This is a genomic window from Streptomyces sp. NPDC016309 (assembly GCF_043077235.1).
Classification (GTDB): Bacteria; Actinomycetota; Actinomycetes; order Streptomycetales; family Streptomycetaceae; genus Streptomyces.
The window spans coordinates 132,846-155,676 of record NZ_JBIBSG010000009.1 but is presented as its reverse complement, the minus strand read 5'-3'; the positions used below and the strand labels follow the sequence as shown (position 1 = coordinate 155,676).

At 71.5% G+C, this 22,831-nt stretch carries 16 protein-coding genes; 8 read left to right on the top strand and 8 right to left on the bottom strand.

The features are described 5' to 3' along the window. Window positions 1–37: 37 nt before the first annotated feature. Complete coding sequence (locus ACF068_RS23215; RefSeq protein WP_392276193.1) at window positions 38–1,396, bottom strand: NYN domain-containing protein; 1,359 nt, start codon at window positions 1,394–1,396, stop codon at window positions 38–40. Window positions 1,397–1,619: 223 nt separating this feature from the next. On the opposite strand from ACF068_RS23215, the gene ACF068_RS23210 reads away from it, so the two are divergent. After that, window positions 1,620–1,790, top strand: a complete 171-nt coding sequence (locus ACF068_RS23210; RefSeq protein WP_392276192.1) for a hypothetical protein — start codon at window positions 1,620–1,622, stop codon at window positions 1,788–1,790. Window positions 1,791–1,926: 136 nt separating this feature from the next. On the opposite strand, the gene dnaE is transcribed toward ACF068_RS23210, so the two are convergent. Continuing rightward, entirely contained in the window at window positions 1,927–5,466 is a 3,540-nt protein-coding gene (gene dnaE / locus ACF068_RS23205) for a DNA polymerase III subunit alpha (RefSeq protein WP_392276191.1), read from the bottom strand. Between the two features lie 178 nt (window positions 5,467–5,644). Here dnaE and ACF068_RS23200 point away from each other — a divergent pair, with 178 nt between their 5' ends. The 5 genes from ACF068_RS23200 to ACF068_RS23180 all read left to right on the top strand — a co-directional run bounded on the left by ACF068_RS23200 (window position 5,645) and on the right by ACF068_RS23180 (window position 11,669). Continuing rightward, window positions 5,645–6,997: a DUF2252 domain-containing protein gene (locus ACF068_RS23200; protein ID WP_392276190.1), complete on the top strand. Its 1,353-nt coding sequence runs from the start codon at window positions 5,645–5,647 to the stop codon at window positions 6,995–6,997. Between the two features lie 37 nt (window positions 6,998–7,034). After that, window positions 7,035–7,721 (top strand): hypothetical protein, encoded by a 687-nt coding sequence (locus ACF068_RS23195; RefSeq protein ID WP_392276189.1) that lies wholly within the window; start codon window positions 7,035–7,037, stop codon window positions 7,719–7,721. Window positions 7,722–7,793: 72 nt separating this feature from the next. Continuing rightward, complete coding sequence (locus ACF068_RS23190; protein WP_392276188.1) at window positions 7,794–8,609, top strand: DsbA family protein; 816 nt, start codon at window positions 7,794–7,796, stop codon at window positions 8,607–8,609. 106 nt (window positions 8,610–8,715) lie between these two features. Further along, complete coding sequence (locus tag ACF068_RS23185) at window positions 8,716–10,371, top strand: alkaline phosphatase D family protein (RefSeq protein WP_392276187.1); 1,656 nt, start codon at window positions 8,716–8,718, stop codon at window positions 10,369–10,371. A 296-nt stretch (window positions 10,372–10,667) separates the two neighbouring features. Continuing rightward, a complete protein-coding gene (locus tag ACF068_RS23180) occupies window positions 10,668–11,669 on the top strand; it encodes a zinc metalloprotease (protein ID WP_392276186.1) in 1,002 nt (333 codons plus the stop codon). Window positions 11,670–11,817: 148 nt separating this feature from the next. Here the strand turns inward: ACF068_RS23180 and ACF068_RS23175 are convergent, their stop codons facing one another. Then, a complete protein-coding gene (locus ACF068_RS23175) occupies window positions 11,818–12,387 on the bottom strand; it encodes a dienelactone hydrolase family protein (protein WP_392276185.1) in 570 nt (189 codons plus the stop codon). Window positions 12,388–12,418: 31 nt separating this feature from the next. On the opposite strand from ACF068_RS23175, the gene ACF068_RS23170 reads away from it, so the two are divergent. Further along, complete coding sequence (locus ACF068_RS23170) at window positions 12,419–13,594, top strand: mechanosensitive ion channel family protein (protein ID WP_392276184.1); 1,176 nt, start codon at window positions 12,419–12,421, stop codon at window positions 13,592–13,594. Window positions 13,595–13,618: 24 nt separating this feature from the next. On the opposite strand, the gene ACF068_RS23165 is transcribed toward ACF068_RS23170, so the two are convergent. The 5 genes from ACF068_RS23165 to ACF068_RS23145 all read right to left on the bottom strand — a co-directional run bounded on the left by ACF068_RS23165 (window position 13,619) and on the right by ACF068_RS23145 (window position 19,040). Then, window positions 13,619–15,205, bottom strand: coding sequence for a Na+/H+ antiporter (locus tag ACF068_RS23165; RefSeq protein ID WP_392276183.1), 1,587 nt, complete (start codon window positions 15,203–15,205; stop codon window positions 13,619–13,621). A gap of 58 nt (window positions 15,206–15,263) precedes the next feature. Next, window positions 15,264–15,731 carry a GNAT family N-acetyltransferase gene (locus tag ACF068_RS23160; RefSeq protein WP_392276182.1) on the bottom strand — a complete coding sequence of 156 codons (468 nt, stop codon included), beginning with the start codon at window positions 15,729–15,731 and terminating at the stop codon, window positions 15,264–15,266. Continuing rightward, the gene (locus ACF068_RS23155; RefSeq protein WP_392276181.1) at window positions 15,728–16,669 is read right to left on the bottom strand and encodes an RluA family pseudouridine synthase; all 942 of its coding nucleotides are present in this window, start codon (window positions 16,667–16,669) and stop codon (window positions 15,728–15,730) included. Before ACF068_RS23155 ends, ACF068_RS23160 begins: the two co-directional genes overlap by 4 nt. 17 nt (window positions 16,670–16,686) lie before the next feature. After that, entirely contained in the window at window positions 16,687–17,247 is a 561-nt protein-coding gene (gene lspA, locus ACF068_RS23150; RefSeq protein WP_392276180.1) for a signal peptidase II, read from the bottom strand. 68 nt (window positions 17,248–17,315) lie between these two features. Continuing rightward, window positions 17,316–19,040: a TraR/DksA family transcriptional regulator gene (locus ACF068_RS23145; protein ID WP_392276179.1), complete on the bottom strand. Its 1,725-nt coding sequence runs from the start codon at window positions 19,038–19,040 to the stop codon at window positions 17,316–17,318. Between the two features lie 559 nt (window positions 19,041–19,599). Between ACF068_RS23145 and ileS the strand changes: the two genes are divergently transcribed. After that, on the top strand, window positions 19,600–22,731 hold the full coding sequence (gene ileS, locus ACF068_RS23140; protein WP_392276178.1) for an isoleucine--tRNA ligase: 3,132 nt from the start codon (window positions 19,600–19,602) through the stop codon (window positions 22,729–22,731). The last annotated feature ends 100 nt before the right edge of the window (window positions 22,732–22,831 follow it).

Here is a 22,831-nt window from a genome sequence, read left to right as displayed (position 1 = left end):
GTACTCACGAGGGATGAGCCTAAAGGGTCGCCCTGCCCTATTCGCCCACGGGGGCGTGCTCGGCCGCCGCCCGTACGTCGATCTCGCGCCAGAACCCGGCCCGGATCGCGTACCGGTCGTGCTCGTCGATCTGGTCGTCCTTGTGGGCGAGCAGGCCGAAGCGTGCCGCGTACCGCAGCAGTTCGCCGTCGATGCGGTGCGGGATGCGCGGGTACATGGTGGACAGCTTCTGCACATGGGCCGGGTCGGGGAGCCGTTCCATCCAGCGCCGGGCGAAGACCTGGCCCACCTCGAAGGGGTCGCCGCCGACCGTGGTGATGTCCTCCTCGCGGTCGGCCCACCGCTGCTCGGCGCTGGTGAGCTGGGCGAGGGTGGGCAGCGAGGCGGTCTCGGGCGGTTCGCCGACCGGGCCGCCCGGGCGGTCGACCCAGCCCCGGTCGGAGGACCAGCGGAGGGTGGCGTTCGCGGGCGGTGCGGCCGCGCCGGCGGTCCCCGGGGTCTGGTTCCCGGGGGCGTGCAGGGCGGCCAGGTCCTTGGGGGTGGGGACGCCGCCCTTGGTGGCGCCGCCCGCTCCGGGCGCGCCGGGCGCGCCGGTCCGGTCGGCGCCGGTCCGCCCGTCGGGGTGCGGCGCGCCGTGGACGGTCCGGCCGTTGACGGACGTGCCGTTGCCGGCGGGCGTGCCGTTGACGGACGGGGCGGAGCCGTTGACCCCGGCGGCGGCCGCGGCTTCGGCGGCGCGTTCGGCGGAGGCGGCGAGCGCCGACTCGGGCAGCGGGGCGGAGAGGATCGCGGCGATCTCGGGGCGCGGGACGGGGGGCGGCGAGCAGGGGCCGGTGAGCTCCTTGGCCCGTACGGCCCGGATGATCCATTCGCGGTCGAGCACCCGGCGTTCGTCGGCCTCGGCGACCAGGTCCTCGGACTGGTTGTAGTCGCCGTCGGCGGCCTGGACGGCCCAGAGGTGGACGGCGACGCCGTGTTCCTTGGCGGACATCAGGCCGGGCAGCAGGTCGCCGTCGCCGGTGACCAGCACGATGTCGGAGCAGGCGCGGTTGCGTGCCAGCTCGGTGAGTTCGGCGTGCATGGCGGCGTCGACGCCCTTCTGCGCCCAGCGGCCGTCGCTGCGGGTCAGGGCGCCCAGGCGGACGGTGACGCGGGGCATGACGCGCAGCCGGCGGTGTTCCGGCTGGGGTACGCGGTCGGGGGCACCGTCGAACCAGTAGATCCGGAGCAGGGGCTGCTGCGTGTCGGCCTCCGCGCGTTCGCGCAGGCCCTGGATGAGGGCGGCGTGGTCGACGGTGATCCGGGAGCGGGCCGGTTCTCCGGCGAGAAGGCTGGCGGCGGCTCCCAGCAGGTAGCCGGCGTCCACCAGAACGACGCAGCGGTCCACGTGTTCCACCCTCTTTCGGGAACCTCGGGATCGGGAGTTGCTTCGGGTTTCCTTCGAGTCTGCCCGACTGCCGGGGGGTTAACGGCCGGAACTGGATCATCGGCGTGGCGGATCGCGCCGAGCCCCGGCGACGGCGGCCGACTACCGTCCGCAATGATCCAAAATGCGCCTTTTATGTGCATATGTGAGTCTGGCAGCGGCCCTGGCCCCTACACCCCACGGAGGCACCACCATGGCCAAGAACAAGAAGTCGGACCGCAGTCAGAAGGCGTCGCCCGCGGAGCGTGGCACGCAGCAGGCGAAGAGCTCGTCGATGGAGGCCCAGGCGGAGCACCGGCTCGCCCAGGTCACGCCGGCGGACGTGGCCGGCAAGGGCCGGCAGAAGAGGTTCGGCCACAACTGAGGCCGCGACCGAGCCGCGCACGCCGGAAGGGGCGCACCCGTGACGACGGGCGCGCCCCTTCCGCGCGGACGGGCCGCGGCGCTCGGCCGGCCGGGCAGGACCGGGCGGCGGCCGGCCGGGCAGGGCCGGGCGGCGGTCAGCCGGCCAGGCAGGACGGGCCGAGCAGCACCTTCAGGTCGCCGAACAGGGCGGGGTCGGGCTGGACGCGGTGCCGGTCGAGCCGGAGGACGGTGGTCGAGCGCGGGCCCTGGAGCTTGATCCGCACCTCGGTGTTGCCCTTGTGGTGGCTGAGGATCTCCCCGAGGCGGCTGACCATCGGCGGGGTGACCTTCACCGTGGGGATGGTGAGCACGACGGGGGCGTTGGTGCCGGCCGAGGAGAGGTCGGGGACCATCAGCTCCATGGCGACCAGCCGGGGCACGTCCTCGCGCTTGTCGAGACGGCCCTTGACGAAGACGACGGTGTCCTCGACGAGCTGGGTGGACACGAGCTGATAGGTCGCCGGGAAGAACATGCACTCGATGGAGCCGGCGAGGTCCTCGACGGTCGCGATGGCCCAGGCGTTGCCCTGCTTGGTCATCTTGCGCTGGAGGCCGGAGATGATGCCGCCGATGGTGACGACCGCGCCGTCCGCGTGCTCGCCACCGGTGAGCTGGGAGATCGCCGCGTCGGTCTTGTCCGACAGGACGTGCTCGATGCCGAAGAGCGGGTGGTCGGAGACGTACAGGCCGAGCATCTCGCGTTCCTGCGCGAGGAGGTAGGACTTCTCCCACTCGATGTCGGAGAACTCCACGTCCAGCCCGAAGCCGGGCTCGTCGCTGGTCTCCTCGCCCATGCCGCCGAAGAGGTCGAACTGCCCCTCGGCCTCCTTGCGCTTGACCGCGACCACGTTGTCGATCATCGGCTCGTGGTGGGCGACCAGGCCCTTGCGGGTGTGGCCCATCTCGTCGAAGGCACCGGCCTTGATGAGCGACTCGATGGTGCGCTTGTTGCAGACGACCGCCTCGACCTTGTCCAGGAAGTCGGGGAAGGAGCTGTACTTCCCCTTGGCCTTGCGGCACCGGATGATCGACTCGACGACGTTCGTGCCGACGTTCCGCACGGCGGACAGGCCGAAGAGGATGACGTCGTCGCCCTGGGCGGCGAAGTTCGACTCCGACTCGTTGACGTTGGGCGGGAGCACCTTGATGCCCATGCGGCGGCACTCGTTCAGGTAGACGGCCGACTTGTCCTTGTCGTCCTTGACCGAGGTCAGCAGCGCCGCCATGTACTCGGCGGGGTGGTTGGCCTTGAGGTACGCCGTCCAGTAGGAGACCAGTCCGTACGCGGCGGAGTGCGCCTTGTTGAAGGCGTAGCCGGCGAAGGGCACCAGCACGTCCCACAGCGCCTGGATCGCCTCGTCGCTGTAGCCCTTCTTCTTCGCGCCCTCCTGGAAGAGGACGAAGTTCTTGGCCAGCTCCTCGGGCTTCTTCTTGCCCATGACGCGGCGGAGGATGTCGGCCTCGCCGAGCGAGTACCCGGCGATGATCTGGGCGGCCTTCTGCACCTGCTCCTGGTAGACGATCAGGCCGTAGGTGACGCCGAGGACCTCCCTGAGGGGCTCCTCCAGCTCCGGGTGGATCGGGGTGATCTCCTGCTGGCCGTTCTTGCGCAGCGCGTAGTTCGTGTGCGAGTTCATGCCCATCGGGCCCGGCCGGTACAGGGCCGAGACGGCGGAGATGTCCTCGAAGTTGTCGGGCTTCATCAGCCGCAGCAGGGACCGCATGGGGCCGCCGTCGAACTGGAAGACGCCGAGGGTGTCGCCGCGCTGGAGGAGCTCGAAGGTCGTCGGGTCGTCGAGCGGCAGGCTCAGGAGATCGATGTCGATCCCCTTGTTGGCCTTCACCATCTTGACGGCGTCGTCCATGATCGTCAGGTTGCGGAGGCCCAGGAAGTCCATCTTCAGCAGGCCGAGCGACTCGCAGCTCGGGTAGTCCCACTGCGTGATGGTCACGCCGTCGGTGTGCCTGACCCAGACGGGGACGTGGTCGACGATCGGCTCGCTGGACATGATCACGCCGGCGGCGTGCACGCCCATCTGCCGGACCAGGCCCTCCACACCGCGCGCGGTGTCGATGACCTTCTTCACGTCCGGTTCGTTCTCGTACATCCCGCGGACCTCGCCGGCCTCGGAGTACCGGGGGTGGGAGGGGTCGGTGATGCCGGAGAGCGGGATGCCCTTGCCGAGGACGTCGGCGGGCATCGCCTTGGTGATGCGGTCGCCCATCGCGTACGGGTAGCCCAGCACGCGCGCGGAGTCCTTGATCGCGTTCTTGGCCTTGATGGTGCCGTACGTACCGATCATGGCGACCTTGTCCTCGCCGTACTTCTCGGTCACGTACCTGATCACCTCGACGCGCCTGCGCTCGTCGAAGTCGATGTCGACGTCGGGCATGGAGACACGCTCGGGGTTGAGGAAGCGCTCGAAGATCAGACCGTGCGGGATGGGGTCGAGGTCGGTGATGCCCAGCGCGTACGCCACGATCGAGCCGGCCGCGGAGCCACGGCCGGGGCCGACCGCGATGCCCTGGTTCTTGGCCCACATGATGAAGTCGGCGACGACGAGGAAGTACCCCGGGAACCCCATCTGGATGATGACGTCCATCTCGTACTCGACCTGCTGCTGCCGGTCCTCGGGGATGCCGCCGGGGAAGCGGCGGTGCATGCCGCGCTGGACCTCCTCCTTGAACCAGCTGACCTCGGTGTGCCCCTCGGGGATGTCGAACTTCGGCATGAGGTCGCGCTTCTCGAACATGCCGGCGGTGTCGATCTGCTCGGCCACCAGGAGCGTGTTGGCGCAGCCCTGCTGCCAGGCGTCCGAGGAGTCGATGGCGTACATCTCGTCCGTGGACTTGAGGTAGTAGCCGGTGCCGTCGAACTTGAAGCGGTCGGGGTCGGAGAGGTTCTTGCCGGTCTGGATGCACAGCAGCGCGTCATGGGCGGAGGCCTCGTGCGCGTAGGTGTAGTGCGAGTCGTTGGTGACCAGGGGCGGGATGCCGAGCTTCTTGCCGATCTCCAGCAGGCCGTCGCGGACCCGGCGCTCGATCTCGATGCCGTGGTCCATCAGCTCCAGGAAGTAGCGGTCCTTGCCGAAGATGTCCTGGTACTCGGAGGCCGACTTCAGGGCCTCGTCGAACTGGCCGAGGCGCAGCCTGGTCTGGAGCTCGCCGGAGGGGCAGCCGGTGGAGGCGATGAGCCCCTCGGACCACTGGGCGATGGTCTCCTTGTCCATGCGCGGCCACTTCTGGAGCCAGCCCTCCTTGTACGCGTCGGAGGAAAGCCGGAACAGGTTGTGCAGGCCGGTGGCGCTCGCCGCCCAGATCGTCTTGTGGGTGTAACCACCCGAACCGGAGACGTCGTCCCGCTTCTGGTGCGGCTGGCCCCACTGGATCTTGCGCTTGTTGCGGCGCGACTCGGGGGCGACGTACGCCTCGATGCCGATGATCGGGGTGACCCCGGACTTCTTCGCCGTGTGGAAGAAGTCGTACGCCCCGTGGAGGTTGCCGTGGTCGGACATGGCGATGTGCGTCATGCCCATCTCGTTGCAGGCGTTGAACATGTCCTTGAGCCGCGCGGCACCGTCCAGCAGCGAGTACTGGGTGTGCACGTGAAGGTGCGTGAACGGCGGCTTCGACACGGTTGCTGCCTCCGGGGGGCGGGGGATGGGGACAGCTCGGAAGTCTACGTCGCCCCACTGACACCGACCGGGCACTCGGGAGTACGGTCACGCGTTGGAGGGGACGGAGGGCCTGTCCCCTTTGTCATGCGCGCGGTCACGCGCGCATCCGCACGTGAGCACCAGGAGGCACCCCGCGATGTCGGTCCCCCAGCCCACCGCCGAGGAGCGCGGTGAGCAGATCCTCTCCGTCTTCGGTACCGCCTTCGGCGAGCTCCTGGCCGCCGACCCGGCCGCCTTCCGGGTCAAGTTCCGGAAGATGGCGGGGTCGGCCTTCGCCTTCTACCGGGGCACGGCCTGCCTCTTCTACGCCGACCTCGGCGAGGAGCGGCACGGCGGGCCCTATCTGGACGAGCGGACCGCCCGCGTGTGGATCCACGGCGACCTGCACGCGGAGAACTTCGGCACGTACATGGACGCCCACGGCCGGCTGGTCTTCAACGTCAACGACTTCGACGAGGCGTACGTCGGGCCCTTCACCTGGGACCTCAAGCGGCTGTCGGCCTCCCTGGCGCTGATCGGCTACGCCAAGGCGCTCAGCGACGAGCAGATCACCGAGCTGGTGCGGATCTTCGCCGCCGCCTACCGGGAGCGGATCCGCTCCCTGGCCACGGGCGCCAAGGACGACGACGTCCCGCCCTTCACCCTTGACAGCGCCGAGGGACCGCTGCTGGACGCGCTGCGCGTCGCCCGCTCGCTGACCCGCTTCGGGCTGCTGGACTCCATGACGGAGATCCGGGACTTCGAGCGCCGCTTCTCGGCCGGCGGCGGGGCGATCGAACTGGACGCCGCGACCCGCTACAAGGTCCTGGCCGCGTTCGACGGGTACCTGGAGACGCTTCCGGAGGCGAGCCTGGCCCGCCCCGACTCGTACCGCGTGAAGGACGTGGTGGGGCGGCGCGGCATCGGCATCGGGTCGGCCGGGCTGCCGTCGTACAACATCCTCCTGGAGGGCAACAGCGACGCCCTGGAGAACGACGTCGTGATCTACATGAAGCAGGCGCAGACCCCGGCGGTCTCCCGTCATGTGACCGACCCGGCGGTGCGCGGCTACTTCCAGCACGAGGGGCACCGCACGGTGATCTCGCAGCGCGCCCTCCAGGACCACGCCGACCCGTGGCTGGGCTGGACGGAGCTGGACGGCTCCGGACAGCTCGTGGCGGAGGTCTCGCCGTACGCGGTGGACCTGGACTGGTCGGACATCGACGACCCGGAGGAGATCGCCGCGACGGTCGCCGACCTCGGCCGGGCGACGGCCACCATGCACGCGGCGGCGGACGACGAGAGCGGGCACTCCCTGGTGCCGTTCTCCACCGAGCGGGCCATCGACGCGGCGATCGCGGCGGACGAGGAAGGCTTCGGGGAGCTGCTGGTGGACTTCGCGCACGGCTACGGCGCCCGGGCCCGCGCCGACCACCAGATCTTCGTCGACCTGTTCCGCAACGGCCGGATCCCCGGCCTCCAGGGCACGGGCGCAGGCCGGATCCTTTAGGGACCGCTTACGGGCGGGCGTGGCAGACTCTCGGACGATGGACGGCATATCCGGGACCCGGCTCAGGTGGCTGCGGGCGGCGTTCTTCACGGCACTGGTCGTGACGCTGTCCGTGGCTTCCCACGTGCTGCTGTCCGGCGTCGCGCTGCCGGTGGCGACCGTCGCCGGCGTGGCGGCCGGGGTCTTCGGCGTCGCGTATGCGCTGGCGGGCGCGCAGCGGGGGTTCTGGAGCATCGCCGGGCTCCTGGTGCCGCTGGAGCTGGCCGCGGACACGATCTTCACCACCGGTCAGCACGTCTGTTACGGCCCGGCCGGCGGCCCCGTGGCGGGGTCCCTGCGGTCGGTGGGCGTCGACGTGCTGTGCGGGGGCCCGGTGGGCATGCCGCTGCCGGGGGTCGCCGGCCCGGAGAGCGGCGCGATGGCGCTGCTCCGCTCCCCCGACCCGGCGCTGCCGTGGCTGCTGCTGGCCGCGCACGTCACGGTCGGGCTGATCGCCTCGGCGTGGCTGCGGCGCGGCGAGGACGCGCTGGCCGGGCTGGTGCGGTCGGTGGCGGCGTTCGCCTTCCGGCCCCTGCTGCTCGCGGTCGCCGTGGTCGCCGCGGCCGGCCGGACCGTACGGCGGGGTCCGCGGCCCGCGAGCCGGCCGCGCCGGTCGCGCACCCGTCTCCTCGTGCACTCCGTGGGACGGCGCGGACCGCCGTGCCGGGCGGCCCTGGCCGCGTGACCACCGGGGCGGCTGTCCGCCGCCCGGGCACGGCAGTCCCCCCTTTCGTACGGATCCACGGAGAAGACCACCATGAGTGCACGCAACAGCCAGGCCAACAAGGCGGCGGCCCGCGAACGGCTCCGCCAGGAGCGCGAGCGCCAGGCCAAGAAGGACAAGGTCCGCCGGCAGATCACCGTCGCCGTCTCGGTCGTCGCCGTCCTCGCGGTCGCCGGCGGCATCGGCTACGCCGTGATGCGGGCGAACGAGCCCTCGCACTGGGACGCGGCGAAGGACGCCAAGGGCGTCACCGCGCCGAAGAACACCTCGGGCGCCGACGGCACCACCGTCGTGATCGGCAAGCCCGCCGCCAGGAAGACGCTGGAGCTCTACGAGGACTCCCGCTGCCCGGTCTGCGCCACGTTCGAGCAGCAGGTCGGCGAGACGGTCGAGAAGGACGTCGCCGCCGGGAAGTACAAGCTCAGGTACGTCGGTGCGACGTTCATCGACAACAGCGACCGGGGCGAGGGCTCCAAGAACGCCCTGTCCGCGCTGGGCGCCGCCCTCGACGTCGGCCCGGAGGCGTTCCTCGACTACAAGGCGGCGCTCTACTCGGCGAAGTACCACCCCGAGGAGAGCAAGGACGCGTTCGCCAAGGACTCCTACCTGCTGGAGGTCGCCGACACGGTCCCGGCCCTGAAGGGCAACGCCGCCTTCCGGAAGAACGTCGAGGAGGGCACCTTCGACGCCTGGGCGATGAAGATGTCCGAGGCCTTCGACAAGAGCGGCGTGTCGGCCACGCCCACGCTGAAGATGGACGGCAAGCCGGTCACGGAAGCGGGCGGCGAGAACGCCCCGATGACCGCCGCCGAGTTCACCACCGCGGTCGACAAGGCCCTCAAGGGGTAGCGGAGGAGGCCACGCGGTGAGCGGGGCGTGGCTTTCGGCCAAGGGCGGGTGAACAGAGGGCAGTTCACCCGCCCGAGTGCTCTACCGATCAGTAATCTGATCGGCCGTGACCAGTCGAAACCTTTCTGCCCCCAGCCGCCGCACGGTCGTCAAGGCCGCTGCCGCCACCGCTGTCGCCGCTCCCGTCCTGGGCGCCGCCACGTCCGCCGCGGCGGAGGCCAGGATCCCCGCCTTCCTCCACGGCGTCGCCTCCGGTGACCCGCTGCCCGACGGTGTCCTGCTGTGGACGCGGGTGACCCCGTCCCCGGAGGCCGTGCCGGGGTCCGGCAAGGGCCCGGACACCGAGGTGAGATGGGAGGTCGCCGAGGACAGGGCCTTCACCCGGATCGTGGCGCGGGGCGCCGTCACGGCGACGGCCGCGTCCGACCACACCGTGAAGGTGGACGTGCGGGGCCTGCGCCAGGAGACCGTTTACCACTTCCGCTTCAGCGCCGGTACGGACGCCTCGACGGCCGTCTCCCCGGTGGGCCGCACCCGCACCACCCCGGCCGCCGACGCCCCGACGGCCGGGGTCCGCTTCGGCGTGGTCTCCTGCGCCAACTGGGAGGCCGGCCACTTCTCCGCGTACCGCCACCTCGCGGCCCGGACCGACCTGGACGCGGTCCTGCACCTGGGTGACTACATATACGAGTACGAGACGGGCGGCTATCCCAAGCCCGACTACGTGGTGCGGCAGCACGAGCCGAGGCACGAGATCGTCACCCTCGCCGACTACCGCCTCCGGCACGCCACCTACAAGACGGACGGCGACCTCCAGGCGCTGCACGCCGCGCACCCGGTGATCGCCATCTGGGACGACCACGAGTTCGCCGACGACACCTGGTCCGGCGGCGCGGACAACCACACGCCGGGCGCGGAGGGCGACTGGGCCGCCCGGGCGGCGGCCGCGAAGCAGGCGTACTTCGAGTGGATGCCGGTCCGGGCCTCCACCGAGGGCACGGTCTACCGCCGGCTGCGCTTCGGCAGGCTGGCCGACCTGCACCTGCTGGACCTCCGCTCGTTCCGGTCCCAGCAGGCGTCGACGGGCAGCGGCCGGGTCGACGACCCGGACCGCACCATCACCGGGCGCGCCCAACTGGACTGGCTCAAGGCGGGGCTGGCGTCCTCCGACGCGGCCTGGAAGCTGGTCGGCACCTCGGTGATGATCTCGCCGGTCGCCTTCGGCTCCCTGCCGTCCCACCTGCTGGGGCCGGTCACGGAGCTGCTGGGCCTGCCCAAGGGCGGCCTGGCCATCAACGTGGACCAGTGGGACGGCTACACGGACGACCGCCGGGAGCTGCTCGCGCACCTGACGGACCGGTCCATCACCAACACCGTGTTCCTGACCGGCGACATCCACATGGCGTGGGCCAATGACGTCCCGGTGACGGCGGCCACCTACCCGGCGTCCCGGTCGGCGGCGACCGAGTTCGTCGTGACGTCGGTGACGTCCGACAACCTGGACGACCTCCTCCACGTCGCCCCCGGCACCGTCTCGCTGGTCGCCGCGACGGCGATCCGGGGGGCCAACCGGCATGTGAAGTGGGTCGACATGGACAACCACGGGTACGGCGTCCTGGACGTGACCGCGGAGCGCTCGCAGATGGACTACTACACCGTGTCCGACAAGAGGAGGCCGGACGCCTCGTCGGCCTGGATCCGCTCCTACCGGACGGCCAGTGGAACGCAGAAGGTCGAGCGGGTGTACGCCCCGGTGCGCTGACGCTCCCTCAGGGGCGATTTTCAGCCAATCCTGCTCCTGTTAACAGAAGATCACCCAGCCATGGCGGGCGGCGTGTTCCGGTAGATCGAATCCGGACACACCGCCCGCCTTGATGTCGTGTTCCGTTACATGCGCGTCTCACAGCCTGGAACGGGCCGAAGGATTTCTCCCGGATGTCGTCAATTACTCAACGATTGATTGGGCTTGTTCAATGCTCATCAAGATCTGACATGGCCACGTAATCTCCCCGGCGGTGGCGAGGAAGTCCCTCTCCACAACCCCCCCGAGGAGTCACCATGCGTGCTCTTGCCCGGATATCTCCGCGTCTGCACCGTCGTGCTTTGGCCACGGCGGCCATGGCCGGATCCCTGGCGCTGTTCCCGCTCTCCGCCCCGACGGGCGTCGCCGCCGCCTCGTCGCCCACCGCCGCCGTCACCGACGAGTGCGCCGACGGCAAGGCCGGCGCGGGAGCGGCCGCGCGCGAGATCAAGCCCGGGAGCGCCGCCCACGCGCACGAGCCCAACGAGGTGACCGACGCCAAGGCCAAGGCCATGGACGCGGACCTGCGGAAGAGACTGGAGGCGGCGCGGGCGAACGGCAGCCGCATGAGCGTCGCGGCCGCCACGACCATCCCGGTCTACTTCCACGTCATCCACGACGGCGAGACCGGCAAGCTCGACGCCGCCGACATCAGCGGGCAGCTCGCCGTCCTCAACGCCGCCTACGGCGGCCAGGGCACCGGCAACACCGACTCGGGCTTCCAGTTCTCGCTGGCCGGCACCGACTACACCGACAACGCCGCCTGGTACAACCTCAGCTCCGGCTCGGCCGAGGAGAAGGCCATGAAGTCCGCCCTCCGCAAGGGCGGTGCCGGTGCGCTCAACTTCTACACGGCCAACCTCGGCGGCGGCCTTCTCGGCTGGGCGACCTTCCCGTCCTCGTACCGGTCGAACCCCAGCATGGACGGCGTGGTCGTGCTCGACGCCTCCCTCCCGGGCGGCACGGCGGCCAACTACGCCGAGGGCGACACCGGCACGCACGAGGTCGGCCACTGGATGGGGCTCTACCACACCTTCCAGGGCGGCTGTAACGGCAACGGCGACTACGTCACCGACACCCCCGCCGAGAAGAGCGCGGCCTACCAGTGCCCGACCGGGCGCGACACCTGCGCCAGCAAGGCGGGCACCGACCCGATCCACAACTTCATGGACTACACCTACGACGCCTGCATGTACCAGTTCACCGGCGGCCAGGTGCAGCGCATGAAGGAGCACTGGACCGCGTACCGCGCCGGCTGACGACCCGGCAGGAGTGGCACGGGCACGGTGCGGCGTACGCGCGGCACCGTGCCCGCGCCCGTGTGCGTGCGCGTGCCTATGCCCGTGCCCCTGCCCGTGCCCATGCCCATGCCCGTGCGCGTACGGAGCACCGGGCCGGGACCGGCGCCTACAGGCCCTCCAGGAAGGACAGCGCGACGGCCCAGGTCCGCTCGGCGGCCTCCTCGTCGTAGTCCGGCAGGTCCGGGTCGGTGTACAGGTGTCCGGCGCCCGGGTGACGGTGGACCTCGACGTCCGCACCGGCCCGCCGCATCCCCAGGTACCAGGCGTTCAGCCAGTCGTGCGGCTCGAACGGATCCGGATCGGCCACGTGCAGTTGCACGGGCAGCTCGTCCACCGAGGCGTTCGGCGCGATGTCGGACGTGCCGTGCAGGAGCAGCAGCCCCCGCGCCCTCTCGTCGCCGAGCGCCAGGGTCTGGGCGACGGACGCCCCCAGCGAGAACCCGGCGTACACGAGCCCTTGCTCCGAGTACGGAGCCGCGGCCATGACGGCCCGCCTGAGCAGCTCTTCCTTGCCGATCCCGTCCTTCAGCGCGATGCCGTCCTCCAGGGTGGCGGCCGTTTGACCGTCATAGAGGTCGGGCACGTGCACGTGGTGCCCGGCGGCACGCAGCCGGTCGGCTGCGGCGTGCACGGCCGGGCGCGGACCGTAGGCCGAGTGGAAGAGCATGATGTTCATCCGGCCATCCTGCCAGTTGGATTCGGAGCCCATGGAGAACGCACTGCGCCCGTTGACCGTCGTCGGTGGCTCGGTCGCGCTCACGCTGGTGGTCGGCTACCTCGTCGACATCACGCTGCGCCGAGCCGATGCCCGGCACCACGAGACCCCGCTGTGGGGGCTGCTGCGCCGCTGCCGGCTGCCTTTGCAGGTCGTCCTGCTCACCGCGCTGCTGCGCGGTGCGTACGCCCAGACCCGCTGGCGGCTCATCGAGGACCACGAGGCCGGGATAGGGCAGGTACTGAGCCTGGTGCTGATCGGGGCGAGCGCCTGGCTGGTGATCCGGATCGCCGCGGCCATAGTGGAGTCCAGCTACGCCCGCTACGCCTCCTCCACCCGTGACGCGGCCCGGGTCCGCCGGGTCCGTACGCAGGTCACGCTGATCATGCGGATCGTCACGGCGGTCGTCGGTGTGGTCGCCGCCGCCGCGATGCTGCTGACGTTCCCCGACTTCCGGACCATCGGCACCTCGATGCTGGCCTCGGCGGGCATCATCGGCATCGTCGCCGGTGTCGCCGCGCAGTCCACGCTCGGCAACCTCTTCGCCGGCTTCCAGATCGCCTTCGGCGACATGGTGCGGATCGGCGACACCGTCGTGGTGGACGGCGAGTGGGGCGTGGTGGAGGAGGTCACGCTGACGTTCCTGGCCGTACGCACCTGGGACGAGCGGCGGATCACGATGCCGGTGTCGTACTTCACCAGCAAGCCGTTCGAGAACTGGTCGCGCGGCGGGGCCCAGATGACCGGCACGGTCTTCTTCCACCTGGACCACGCGGCCCCGGTGGCCCTGATGCGCGACAAGCTGAAGAGCATCCTCGCGGACTGCCCCGCCTGGGACGGCCGCGACTGGTCCCTGGCCGTGACCGACACCACACCGAGCACCATCCAGGTGCGGGCCGTGGTCACGGCGAAGGACGCGGACGACGTCTGGACCGTGCGCTGTGTCGTACGGGAGCAGATGATCGCCTGGCTGCTCGACGAGCACCGGTACGCGCTCCCGCGCATCACCACCGCCCCCGCGACACTGCCGCCGGACGGCCAGTGGCCCGCGCTCGGCAAGGCGGCGGACCGCCCGCCCCGCCAGGCGGAGGTGCACAGCAACAACGCGGACGAGTACGTCCCGAACGGCGACGCCCCGGCGGGCGCCCCCCGCATCGGCCGCGGCTGAGCCCTCGTCGCTCGGCGCGCGGGGTCAGCGCAGGCTGCGGACGTCCAGGTGGCGCAGCACCCGGTCCACGACCTCCGGGTCGGCGCCGGGCTCGCTGCGGGCGGCCAGCACCTCGTGGCGCGCGGCCGACATCAGCTCCCGCTGGATGCGCTGCATCGCCCGGAACCGCTCCACCCGGCGGGCGGACGCGGACCGCCGCTCCTCATCGACCAGGTCGGGGCTGATCCGCGCCCCCACGTCGAACGCGATGCGCTGGAGCCGCTCCTGGAGGTCCTCCGGCAGGTCCTCGACCTCCTCGATCTCCTTGAGGCGCCGTTTCGCCGCCCCCGCGGCCCGCACGGCGAGCCTGCGCTCCAGGTCCCGTTCCGCGTCCGTGTCGGCGCGTACGCCCAGCTTCCTGACCAGCCACGGCAGGGTGAGTCCCTGGAAGACCAGGGTCGCCATGATGACGCAGAAGGCGATGAAGACGATCTCGTCCCGGCCGGGGAACGGCGCCCCGTCCTCGGTGTGCAACGGGATGGCGAGCGCCAGCGCGACCGACGCCACGCCCCGCATGCCCGACCACCACATGACGACGGTCTCCCGCCAGCTCATGGGGATCTCCTCGTCGTAGTCCCGGCGGGTGTGCAGCCGCTTGGCCAGCCAGGTCGCCGGCAGCAGCCACAGCAGCCGTACGCCGACGACGCACACGACGACGGCGGCGCCCCAGCCCAGCATCCGCAGCTCCCGCCCGTCGGCCGTGCCGAAGACGTTGTGCAGCTCCAGGCCGATCAGCCCGAAGGCGACGCCGGTGACGAGGGTGTCGACGATCTCCCAGAAGGTGCGGCCCGCGATCCGGCCCATCACGTCGTCGGCGTCCGTGGCGTGCTCGGCCAGGAAGAGGGCGGTGACGAGGACGGCGAGGACACCGGAGCCGTGCAGTTCCTCGGCGAGCACGTAGGAGACGAAGGGCACCAGCAGGGTGAGCCCCGTCTGGAGGGTGGCGTCGCCGAGCAGGCCCATCAGCTTGTTGGAGAGCCAGCCCAGCGCCAGCCCGACCAGTACGGCGACGACGGCGGACAGCACCAGCTCGCCCGCGGCCTCCCCCCAGGAGAACGTTCCGCCGACGGCGGCGCCGATCGCCACGTGGTAGAGCACGATCGCCGTGACGTCGTTGAACAGTCCCTCGCCCTCCAGGATGGACACGAGCCGCCGCGGCAGCCCCAGGGAGCCGGCCACGGCGGTCGCGGCGACCGGATCGGGCGGTGCGACGAGCGCGCCCAGCGCGACCGCGGCCGCCAGCGGCAGCCCCGGGACGACGGCGCTCGCCACGGCGGCGACGGCGGCCGTGGTGACGAACACCAGCGCCACCGCGAGCAGGAAGATGGGCCGCCGGTTCGCGGCGAACTGGCGCCACGACGTCCGCTGCACGGTCGCGTACAGCAGGGGCGGGAGCACCAGCGGGAGGATGAACTCCGGCGGGACCTCCACGTTCGGCACGAAGGGCAGCAGCGCCAGCACGATGCCCGCCAGCGTCATCAGCACCGGGGCGGGCAGCCCCAGCCGCTCGCCGAGGGGTACGGACAGCACCGCCCCCAGCAGCAGCACGAGCAGCAGCGCCAGTTGGTCCATGGTGCGCCCTCCGGCCGTTCACTCCACGATGATCAGGAGTTCAACCCTGCCACGGGCGTCACAGGACCCGTCGCATCGCGAGGTGCGGTATCCCGGCGTCCTGGAACTCCTCGCCGTACGCCTCGTACCCGAGGCGCTCGTAGAAGCCGAGCGCGTGCGTCTGGGCGTGGAGGTCCACCGCCGTCAGCCCACGCGCGCGTGCCGCCTCCTCGACGGCCCGCACCAGGGCCACGCCGACCCCCAGGCCCCGCGCGGCCGCGGCCACCGCGAGCCGGCCCAGCGAGCCCACGCCCTCGGCGCCGCCGGTCTTGCCGGCCGCATCCGCCCCGTGCAGCAGCCGGCCGGTCCCCAGGGCCGCCCCGTCGGCGCGGCGGACGGCCAGTACGTGGACGGCGGTCGCGTCGTACGCGTCGTACTCGATGTCCTCGGGAACGCCCTGCTCGACGACGAAGACCGCGCGGCGCACCGCGAAACCGGCCTCCCGGTCGGCCGCGCTCACGGCCTCCCGGACGACGAATCCGCTCACGCGCTCTCCGCGGCGATCCGGTCCAGGGCGTGCTGGAGGTCGTCGGGGTAGGTGCTCGCGAACTCGACCCAGCGGCCGTCGGACGGGTGCTCGAAGCCCAGGCGCACCGCGTGCAGCCACTGGCGGGTCAGGCCGAGGCGCTTGGCCATCGTCGGGTCGGCGCCGTAGGTCAGGTCGCCGACGCACGGGTGGCGGTGGGCCGACATGTGCACGCGGATCTGGTGGGTGCGGCCGGTCTCCAGCTTGATGTCCAGCAGGGAGGCCGCGCGGTACGCCTCGATCAGGTCGTAGTGGGTCACCGAGGGCTTGCCCTCGGCGGTGACCGCCCACTTGTAGTCGTGGTTCGGGTGGCGCCCGATCGGCGCGTCGATCGTCCCGCTCAGCGGGTCGGGGTGCCCCTGCACGAGCGCGTGGTACCGCTTGTCGACCGTACGGTCGCGGAACTGCGCCTTGAGCAGCGTGTACGCGCGCTCCGACTTGGCCACCACCATGAGCCCGGACGTACCGACGTCCAGGCGGTGCACGATGCCCTGCCGCTCGGCCGCGCCGGACGTGGAGATCCGGTACCCGGCCGCCGCCAGACCGCCGATCACGGTCGTCCCGGTCCAGCCCGGGCTCGGGTGCGCGGCCACGCCGACCGGCTTCGCGATCACGACGATGTCGTCGTCGTCGTGCACGATCTCCATGCCCTCGACGGGCTCGGCGACGATCTGCACCGGGGCCGGGGCCCCCGGCATCTCGACCTCCAGCCACGCGCCGCCGGTCACCCGCTCGGACTTGCCGACGGCGGCGCCGTCGACGAGCACCTTCCCGGCCGCGGCCAGCTCGGCCGCCTTGGTCCGGGAGAACCCGAACATACGGGCGATGGCGGCGTCGACGCGCTCGCCTTCGAGGCCATCGGGAACGGGCAGCGTACGGATCTCGGGAATCGTGCTCACCCGTCGAGTATGCCTTGTCAGTCCTTGTGGACGGTCCCGTCCGGGTCCAGCCCCCGGAACGACAGGATCACAATGAGGAACCCGCCACACACGATCGCCGAGTCCGCCAGGTTGAACACGGCGAAGTGCGCGGGCGCGATGAAGTCGACGACCGCGCCCTCGAAGACGCCGGGCGACCGGAAGATCCGGTCGGTGAGGTTGCCGAGCGCACCGCCGAGCAGCAGCCCCAGCGCGATCGCCCAGGGCAGGCTGTAGAGCTTGCGCGCCAGGCGGATGATCACCACGATGACCGTCGCCGCGATGCAGGTGAAGATCACGGTGAACGCCTCGCCCATGCCGAACGCCGCGCCAGGGTTGCGCACCGCCACGAACTTCAGCAGGTCTCCCACGACCTGGATCGGCTCGTGGTGCTCCAGCTTGGCCACGACGAGCATCTTGCTGCCGAGGTCCAGCAGGTAGGCCACCAGGGCCACGCCGAACAGCGCCATGACGCGGCGCCTGCCCCTGGGCTGCTCGGCGGGCGCCGCAGCCTCGTCGTCAAGATCCGGCGTACCGATGGTGCGCTCCGCCTCTGCCACGTGAGTCCCTCAACCTAGGTGCCTGACTGAGCACGAGGGTACGGCACACACGTGCGGACGCGGCTCCCTCAGCCCCTCCGTTCCTGCTTCTGCTTGTCCTCCACGCACAGGGTGGCGCGCGGGAAGGCCTGCATCCGCGCCTTGCCGATGGGCTTGCCGCACACCTCGCACAGGCCGTACGTCCCCGTGTCGAGCCGCTGGAGGGCGTGCTGGGTCTGCTCCAGCGTGGCCCGGGCGTTCGCGGCGAGCGCCATCTCGTGCTCGCGCGTGATGTTCTTGGTCCCGGTGTCGGCCTCGTCGTGCCCGGCGCCGTCCCCGGAGTCCCGCATCAGCCCGGACAGGGCCTCCTCGGAGGCGGTGATCTCCGCCTGGAGGCGGACCGCCTCGCTCTCCAGCTCGGCCCGCGCCTCCGCGACCTCCTCGGGGCTCCAGGGCTCCTCCCCCGGCCGTACGGCGAGGTCCTCGGGCGCCGTCTCGGCGACGCCCCTGGCGGTCGGTACGGCCGAGGCGGCCGGCGCCGTGGTCACATCCGCGGTCTTCTTCGCTGCCACTTTCCTGGCTCCTGTCTTCTCCGCGGCCTCGGCCGCCCCCTCGGCCGCGGCTGCGGCCTTTCCCGCGGCCTTGCCGGCCACGCGTTCGTTCCCCGCCCGGACCCCGCCGAGGGCCCCCGCCCCACCCTCCGCCACCTCCGCGGAGCCCGCCTCCCGGGCGGTGGCCTTCTTGGCGGTCTTGCCGGCGGTGGTGCTCCTGGCGGTCGTGTTCTTGCCGGTGGTCTTCCTGGCGGTGGTGCTCTTGCCGGTGGTGTCCTTGGCGATGGTGTTGTCGGCGGCCGTCTTCTTGGTGGTGGTGTTCCTGGCGGTCGTCGTGCCGGCGGTCGCTGCTTCGGAGGTCGCTTCGTGGGCGGCTGCCTTGGCGGCTGCCTTACTGGCGGTCGTCTTCCTGGTGGTGGTCGACTTCTTGGCGGCCGTCTTCTTGGCGGTGGTCTCGCCGGAGGTCGCTGCTCCGGCGCTCGCCCTGTCGGCAGCCGCATCCTTGGCGGTCGCCTTGCCTGGGGTCGCTGTCCTGGCGGACGCCCTACCGGCGGTGGCCTGCTTGACGGTCGCCTCCTTGGCGGTCGTTTCCTTGGCGGGCGCCCTGCCGGCCGTCTTCTTGGCGGTGGTCGCTCCCTTGGCGGTCGCCCCGCCGGCGGTCGCCCCGCCCGTCGCCGTTCCGGCGGGCGTACCGGCGCCGCCCGCCTCGTCGGCAGCGGTCTTCTTCCCCGCGCGGCCGCGGCCAGACGCCTCCTTCTTGCCGGCTGGCTCCTTGCCGGCCTCCCCGGTCGCCTTACGGGTGGGCGCGGAGGTGCTCCGGGCAGCGGCAGCGGCCCTCCGGGCGGGCGCCTCCGGGGTGCCGCCGTCCGGGGCGGGGGTCCCGGGAGCGGCACGGCCCGCCCTGGAGGCGGCCTTCTGGGCCGTGGCCCGGGCGGCGGTCTTCCTGGCCGCCGGCGCGGCCCGGTCGGAGGCGGTGCGCCCCGGCGGGGTCGGCGCCGCGGCCTCCGCCGTCTCGGCGCGCTTCGCGGACCGGTCCGCCCGCTTCGCGGCAGCGGCAGCGGTGCCGCCCCGCGCGGTGCTGCTCGTTGCCGCACCGCCCACGGCCTTCTTCGTGACCGTCTTGCGGGCCCGGGCGGGCGCGGCCCGCCCCGCGGCCGTCGCCGACGCCGTGCTCTTCTTCCCCGTCGTGTCCTTGGCCGCCGCGCCCGTGGCGGCGGATCTGCCGGACGCCGTCTTCTTCTCGGCGGTCTTCTTCGCCACCATCTCGCGGCCCCTTCACATATTGTGATCTTGCTCGCGAATCGTGCTGGGACGATAAATCGACCGGAGCGCCGCGGCAACGGGGCACGCCGCCGGTACGGACGCCCCGTACCCGCGGCCAGGACGGCCTGCATCCGTTGTGCCCAGCTCCCCGCCCGGTAATCCGCCTCCGCACCCGCCCCCGAGCCGGTCGCACCGCGTGTGGCCATTCGGGTCACTAGCCCACCCGCCGGGAAAGGGGTCGGCCGCTCGCCGGTCGGGCCCTTACACTGGGCGCAGCGAAAGGCTTGGATGGGGACGAGTAGCGTCGTACGCAGCCATGAGCGACCCGGGGACGGTGAGAGCCCGGGGGCGAGCCCGATGTGAAGCATCACCCCGGAGCCGCCGGAAGAACGCCCGCGGGAGACCGCGCGGTCAGTAGACCCGGCATCGCGACCCCAATGAGGGGGCTCAGGGCGCCCACGAGGCGCCCGGGGCCAAGGAGGGTGGTACCGCGGGAGCCGCGCAGCGCAGGCGCTCTCGTCCCTCCGACGGAACGAGGAACAGTCCGCCGGAGGATTCGATGTCGCAGTACCGCCAGGTACCCGCCCAGGTCGACCTGCCCGCGCTCGAGCACGCCGTGCTCGATTTCTGGCGCGAGGCCAAGGTCTTCCAGAAGTCCCTTGAGCAGTCCGAGGGCCGCCCCGAGTGGGTCTTCTACGAGGGCCCGCCCACCGCCAACGGCATGCCGGGCGCCCACCACATCGAGGCCCGCGTCTTCAAGGACGTCTTCCCCCGCTTCCGCACCATGCGCGGCTACCACGTCGCCCGCAAGGCCGGCTGGGACTGCCACGGCCTGCCGGTCGAGCTGGCCGTGGAGAAGGAGCTCGGCTTCTCCGGCAAGAAGGACATCGAGGCGTACGGCATCGCCGAGTTCAACGCCAAGTGCCGCGAGTCCGTGACCCGCCACACCGACGCGTTCGCCGAGCTGACGACCCGCATGGGCTACTGGGTCGACCTGGACGACGCGTACCGCACCATGGACCCGGAGTACGTCCAGTCGGTGTGGTGGTCCCTCAAGGAGATCTTCGACAAGGGCCTGCTGGTCCAGGACCACCGCGTCGCCCCCTGGTGCCCCCGCTGCGGCACCGGCCTGTCCGACCACGAGCTGGCCCAGGGCTACGAGACGGTCGTCGACCCCTCCGTGTTCGTCCGCTTCCCGCTGACCTCCGGCCCCCTCGCCGGGGAGGCCGCCCTCCTCGTCTGGACGACGACCCCCTGGACCCTGGTGTCCAACACGGCCGTCGCCGCCCACCCCGAGGTCACCTACGTCGTGGCCACGAACGGCACCGAGAAGCTGGTCGTCGCCGAGCCGCTCCTCGCCAAGGCCCTCGGCGAGGGCTGGGAGGCCACCGGCCGGACCTTCACGGGTGCCGAGATGGAGCGCTGGACCTACGAGCGCCCCTTCGAGCTGATCGAGTTCCCGGCGCCCGCCCACTACGTCGTCAACGCGGACTACGTCACCACCGAGGACGGCACCGGTCTGGTCCACCAGTCCCCCGCCTTCGGTGAGGACGACCTCAAGGTCTGCCGCTCGTACGGCCTGCCCGTGGTGAACCCCGTCCGGGCCGACGGCACCTTCGAGGAGGACGTTCCGCTGGTCGGCGGCCAGTTCTTCAAGAAGGCCGACGAGGCCCTCACGGCCGACCTCCAGGCCCGGGGACGGCTCTTCAAGCACATCGCGTACGAGCACAGCTACCCGCACTGCTGGCGCTGCCACACGGCGCTGCTGTACTACGCGCAGCCGTCCTGGTACATCCGTACGACCGCCGTGAAGGACCGGCTCCTGGAGGAGAACGAGAACACCAACTGGTTCCCGGACTCCGTCAAGCACGGCCGCTTCGGCGACTGGCTCAACAACAACATCGACTGGGCGCTCTCCCGCAACCGCTACTGGGGCACCCCGCTGCCGATCTGGCGCTGCGAGGAGAACCACCTCACCTGCGTCGGCTCGCTCGACGAGCTGTCCGGGCTCACCGGCACCGACCAGTCGTCCCTGGACCCGCACCGCCCGTACATCGACGACGTCACCTTCCCGTGCCCCACCTGCCGGGAGACGGCCACCCGTGTCCCCGAGGTCATCGACGCCTGGTACGACTCGGGCTCGATGCCGTTCGCGCAGTACGGCTACCCGTACAAGAACAAGGACCTCTTCGAGAAGCGCTACCCGGCGCAGTTCATCTCCGAGGCCATCGACCAGACGCGCGGCTGGTTCTACACGCTGATGGCCGTCGGCACCCTGGTCTTCGACAAGTCCTCGTACGAGAACGTCGTCTGCCTCGGGCACATCCTCGCCGAGGACGGCCGGAAGATGTCCAAGCACCTGGGCAACATCCTCCAGCCCATCCCGCTCATGGACCAGCACGGCGCCGACGCGGTGCGCTGGTTCATGGCGGCCGGCGGCTCCCCGTGGGCGGCGCGGCGCGTGGGCCACGGCACCATCCAGGAGGTCGTCCGCAAGACGCTTCTCACCTACTGGAACACGGTGGCCTTCCAGGCGCTGTACGCCCGCACCTCGAACTGGGCGCCCTCCGCCGCCGACCCCGCCCCCGCCGACCGCCCGGTCCTGGACCGCTGGCTGCTCTCCGAGCTGCACGCCCTGACCGACCAGGTCACCCAGGCCCTGGAGGCGTACGACACCCAGCGGGCCGGCAAGCTGCTGTCCGCGTTCGTCGACGACCTCTCCAACTGGTACGTGCGCCGGTCCCGGCGCCGCTTCTGGCAGGGCGACAAGGCGGCCCTCCGGACGCTGCACGAGGTCATCGAGACGGTCACCCGCCTCATGGCCCCGCTCACCCCGTTCATCACCGAGCGTGTCTGGCAGGACCTGGTCGTCCCGGTGACCCCGGACGCGCCCGAGTCCGTCCATCTCTCCACCTGGCCGGAGGCGGACCTCTCCGCCATCGACCCGGCCCTCTCCGCCCAGATGGCCCTGGTGCGGCGTCTGGTCGAGCTGGGCCGCGCCACGCGCGCGGAGTCGGGCGTCAAGACCCGTCAGCCCCTCTCCCGCGCCCTGGTCGCCGCGACGGGCTTCGAGGCCCTGTCGCCGGAGCTGCACGCCCAGATCACGGAGGAGCTGAACGTCAGCTCGCTGGCCTCCCTCTCGGAGGTGGGCGGCTCGCTCGTCGACACCACCGCCAAGGCGAACTTCCGTGCCCTCGGCAAGCGCTTCGGCAAGGGTGTCCAGGACGTGGCCAAGGCGGTCGCCGCCGCCGACGCCGCCGCGCTCTCCCTCGCCCTCCGCAACGGCGAGGCGACGCTGGAGGTCAACGGGGAGACGATCACCCTGGCCCCCGACGAGGTGATCATCACGGAGACGCCCCGGGAAGGCTGGTCGGTCGCCTCCGACGCGGGCGCGACGGTCGCCCTGGACCTGGAGATCACCCCGGAGCTGCGCCGGGCGGGCCTGGCCCGGGACGCGATCCGCCTGATCCAGGAGGCCCGCAAGAACAGCGGCCTGGACGTCGCGGACCGTATCGCCCTGCGCTGGGAGTCGACCGACCCCGAGGTCGTCTCGGCCCTCGCGGACCACGCCGAGCTGATCGCGGACGAGGTCCTGGCCACGGACTTCGCGTCCACCGACGCGGACGCGACGTACGGCGAACCGTTCACCGACGAGGGTCTGTCCCTCACGTTCCGCCTCCGCAAGGCCTGACCACCCGAAGGGCCCGGCCCCGGCCGGGCCCTTCCTCCCTCGCTCCCGCCCCGCCCCGTTGTGGGCAGTCGTTCCGCCGGGGCGGAACGGGTGGGCACAA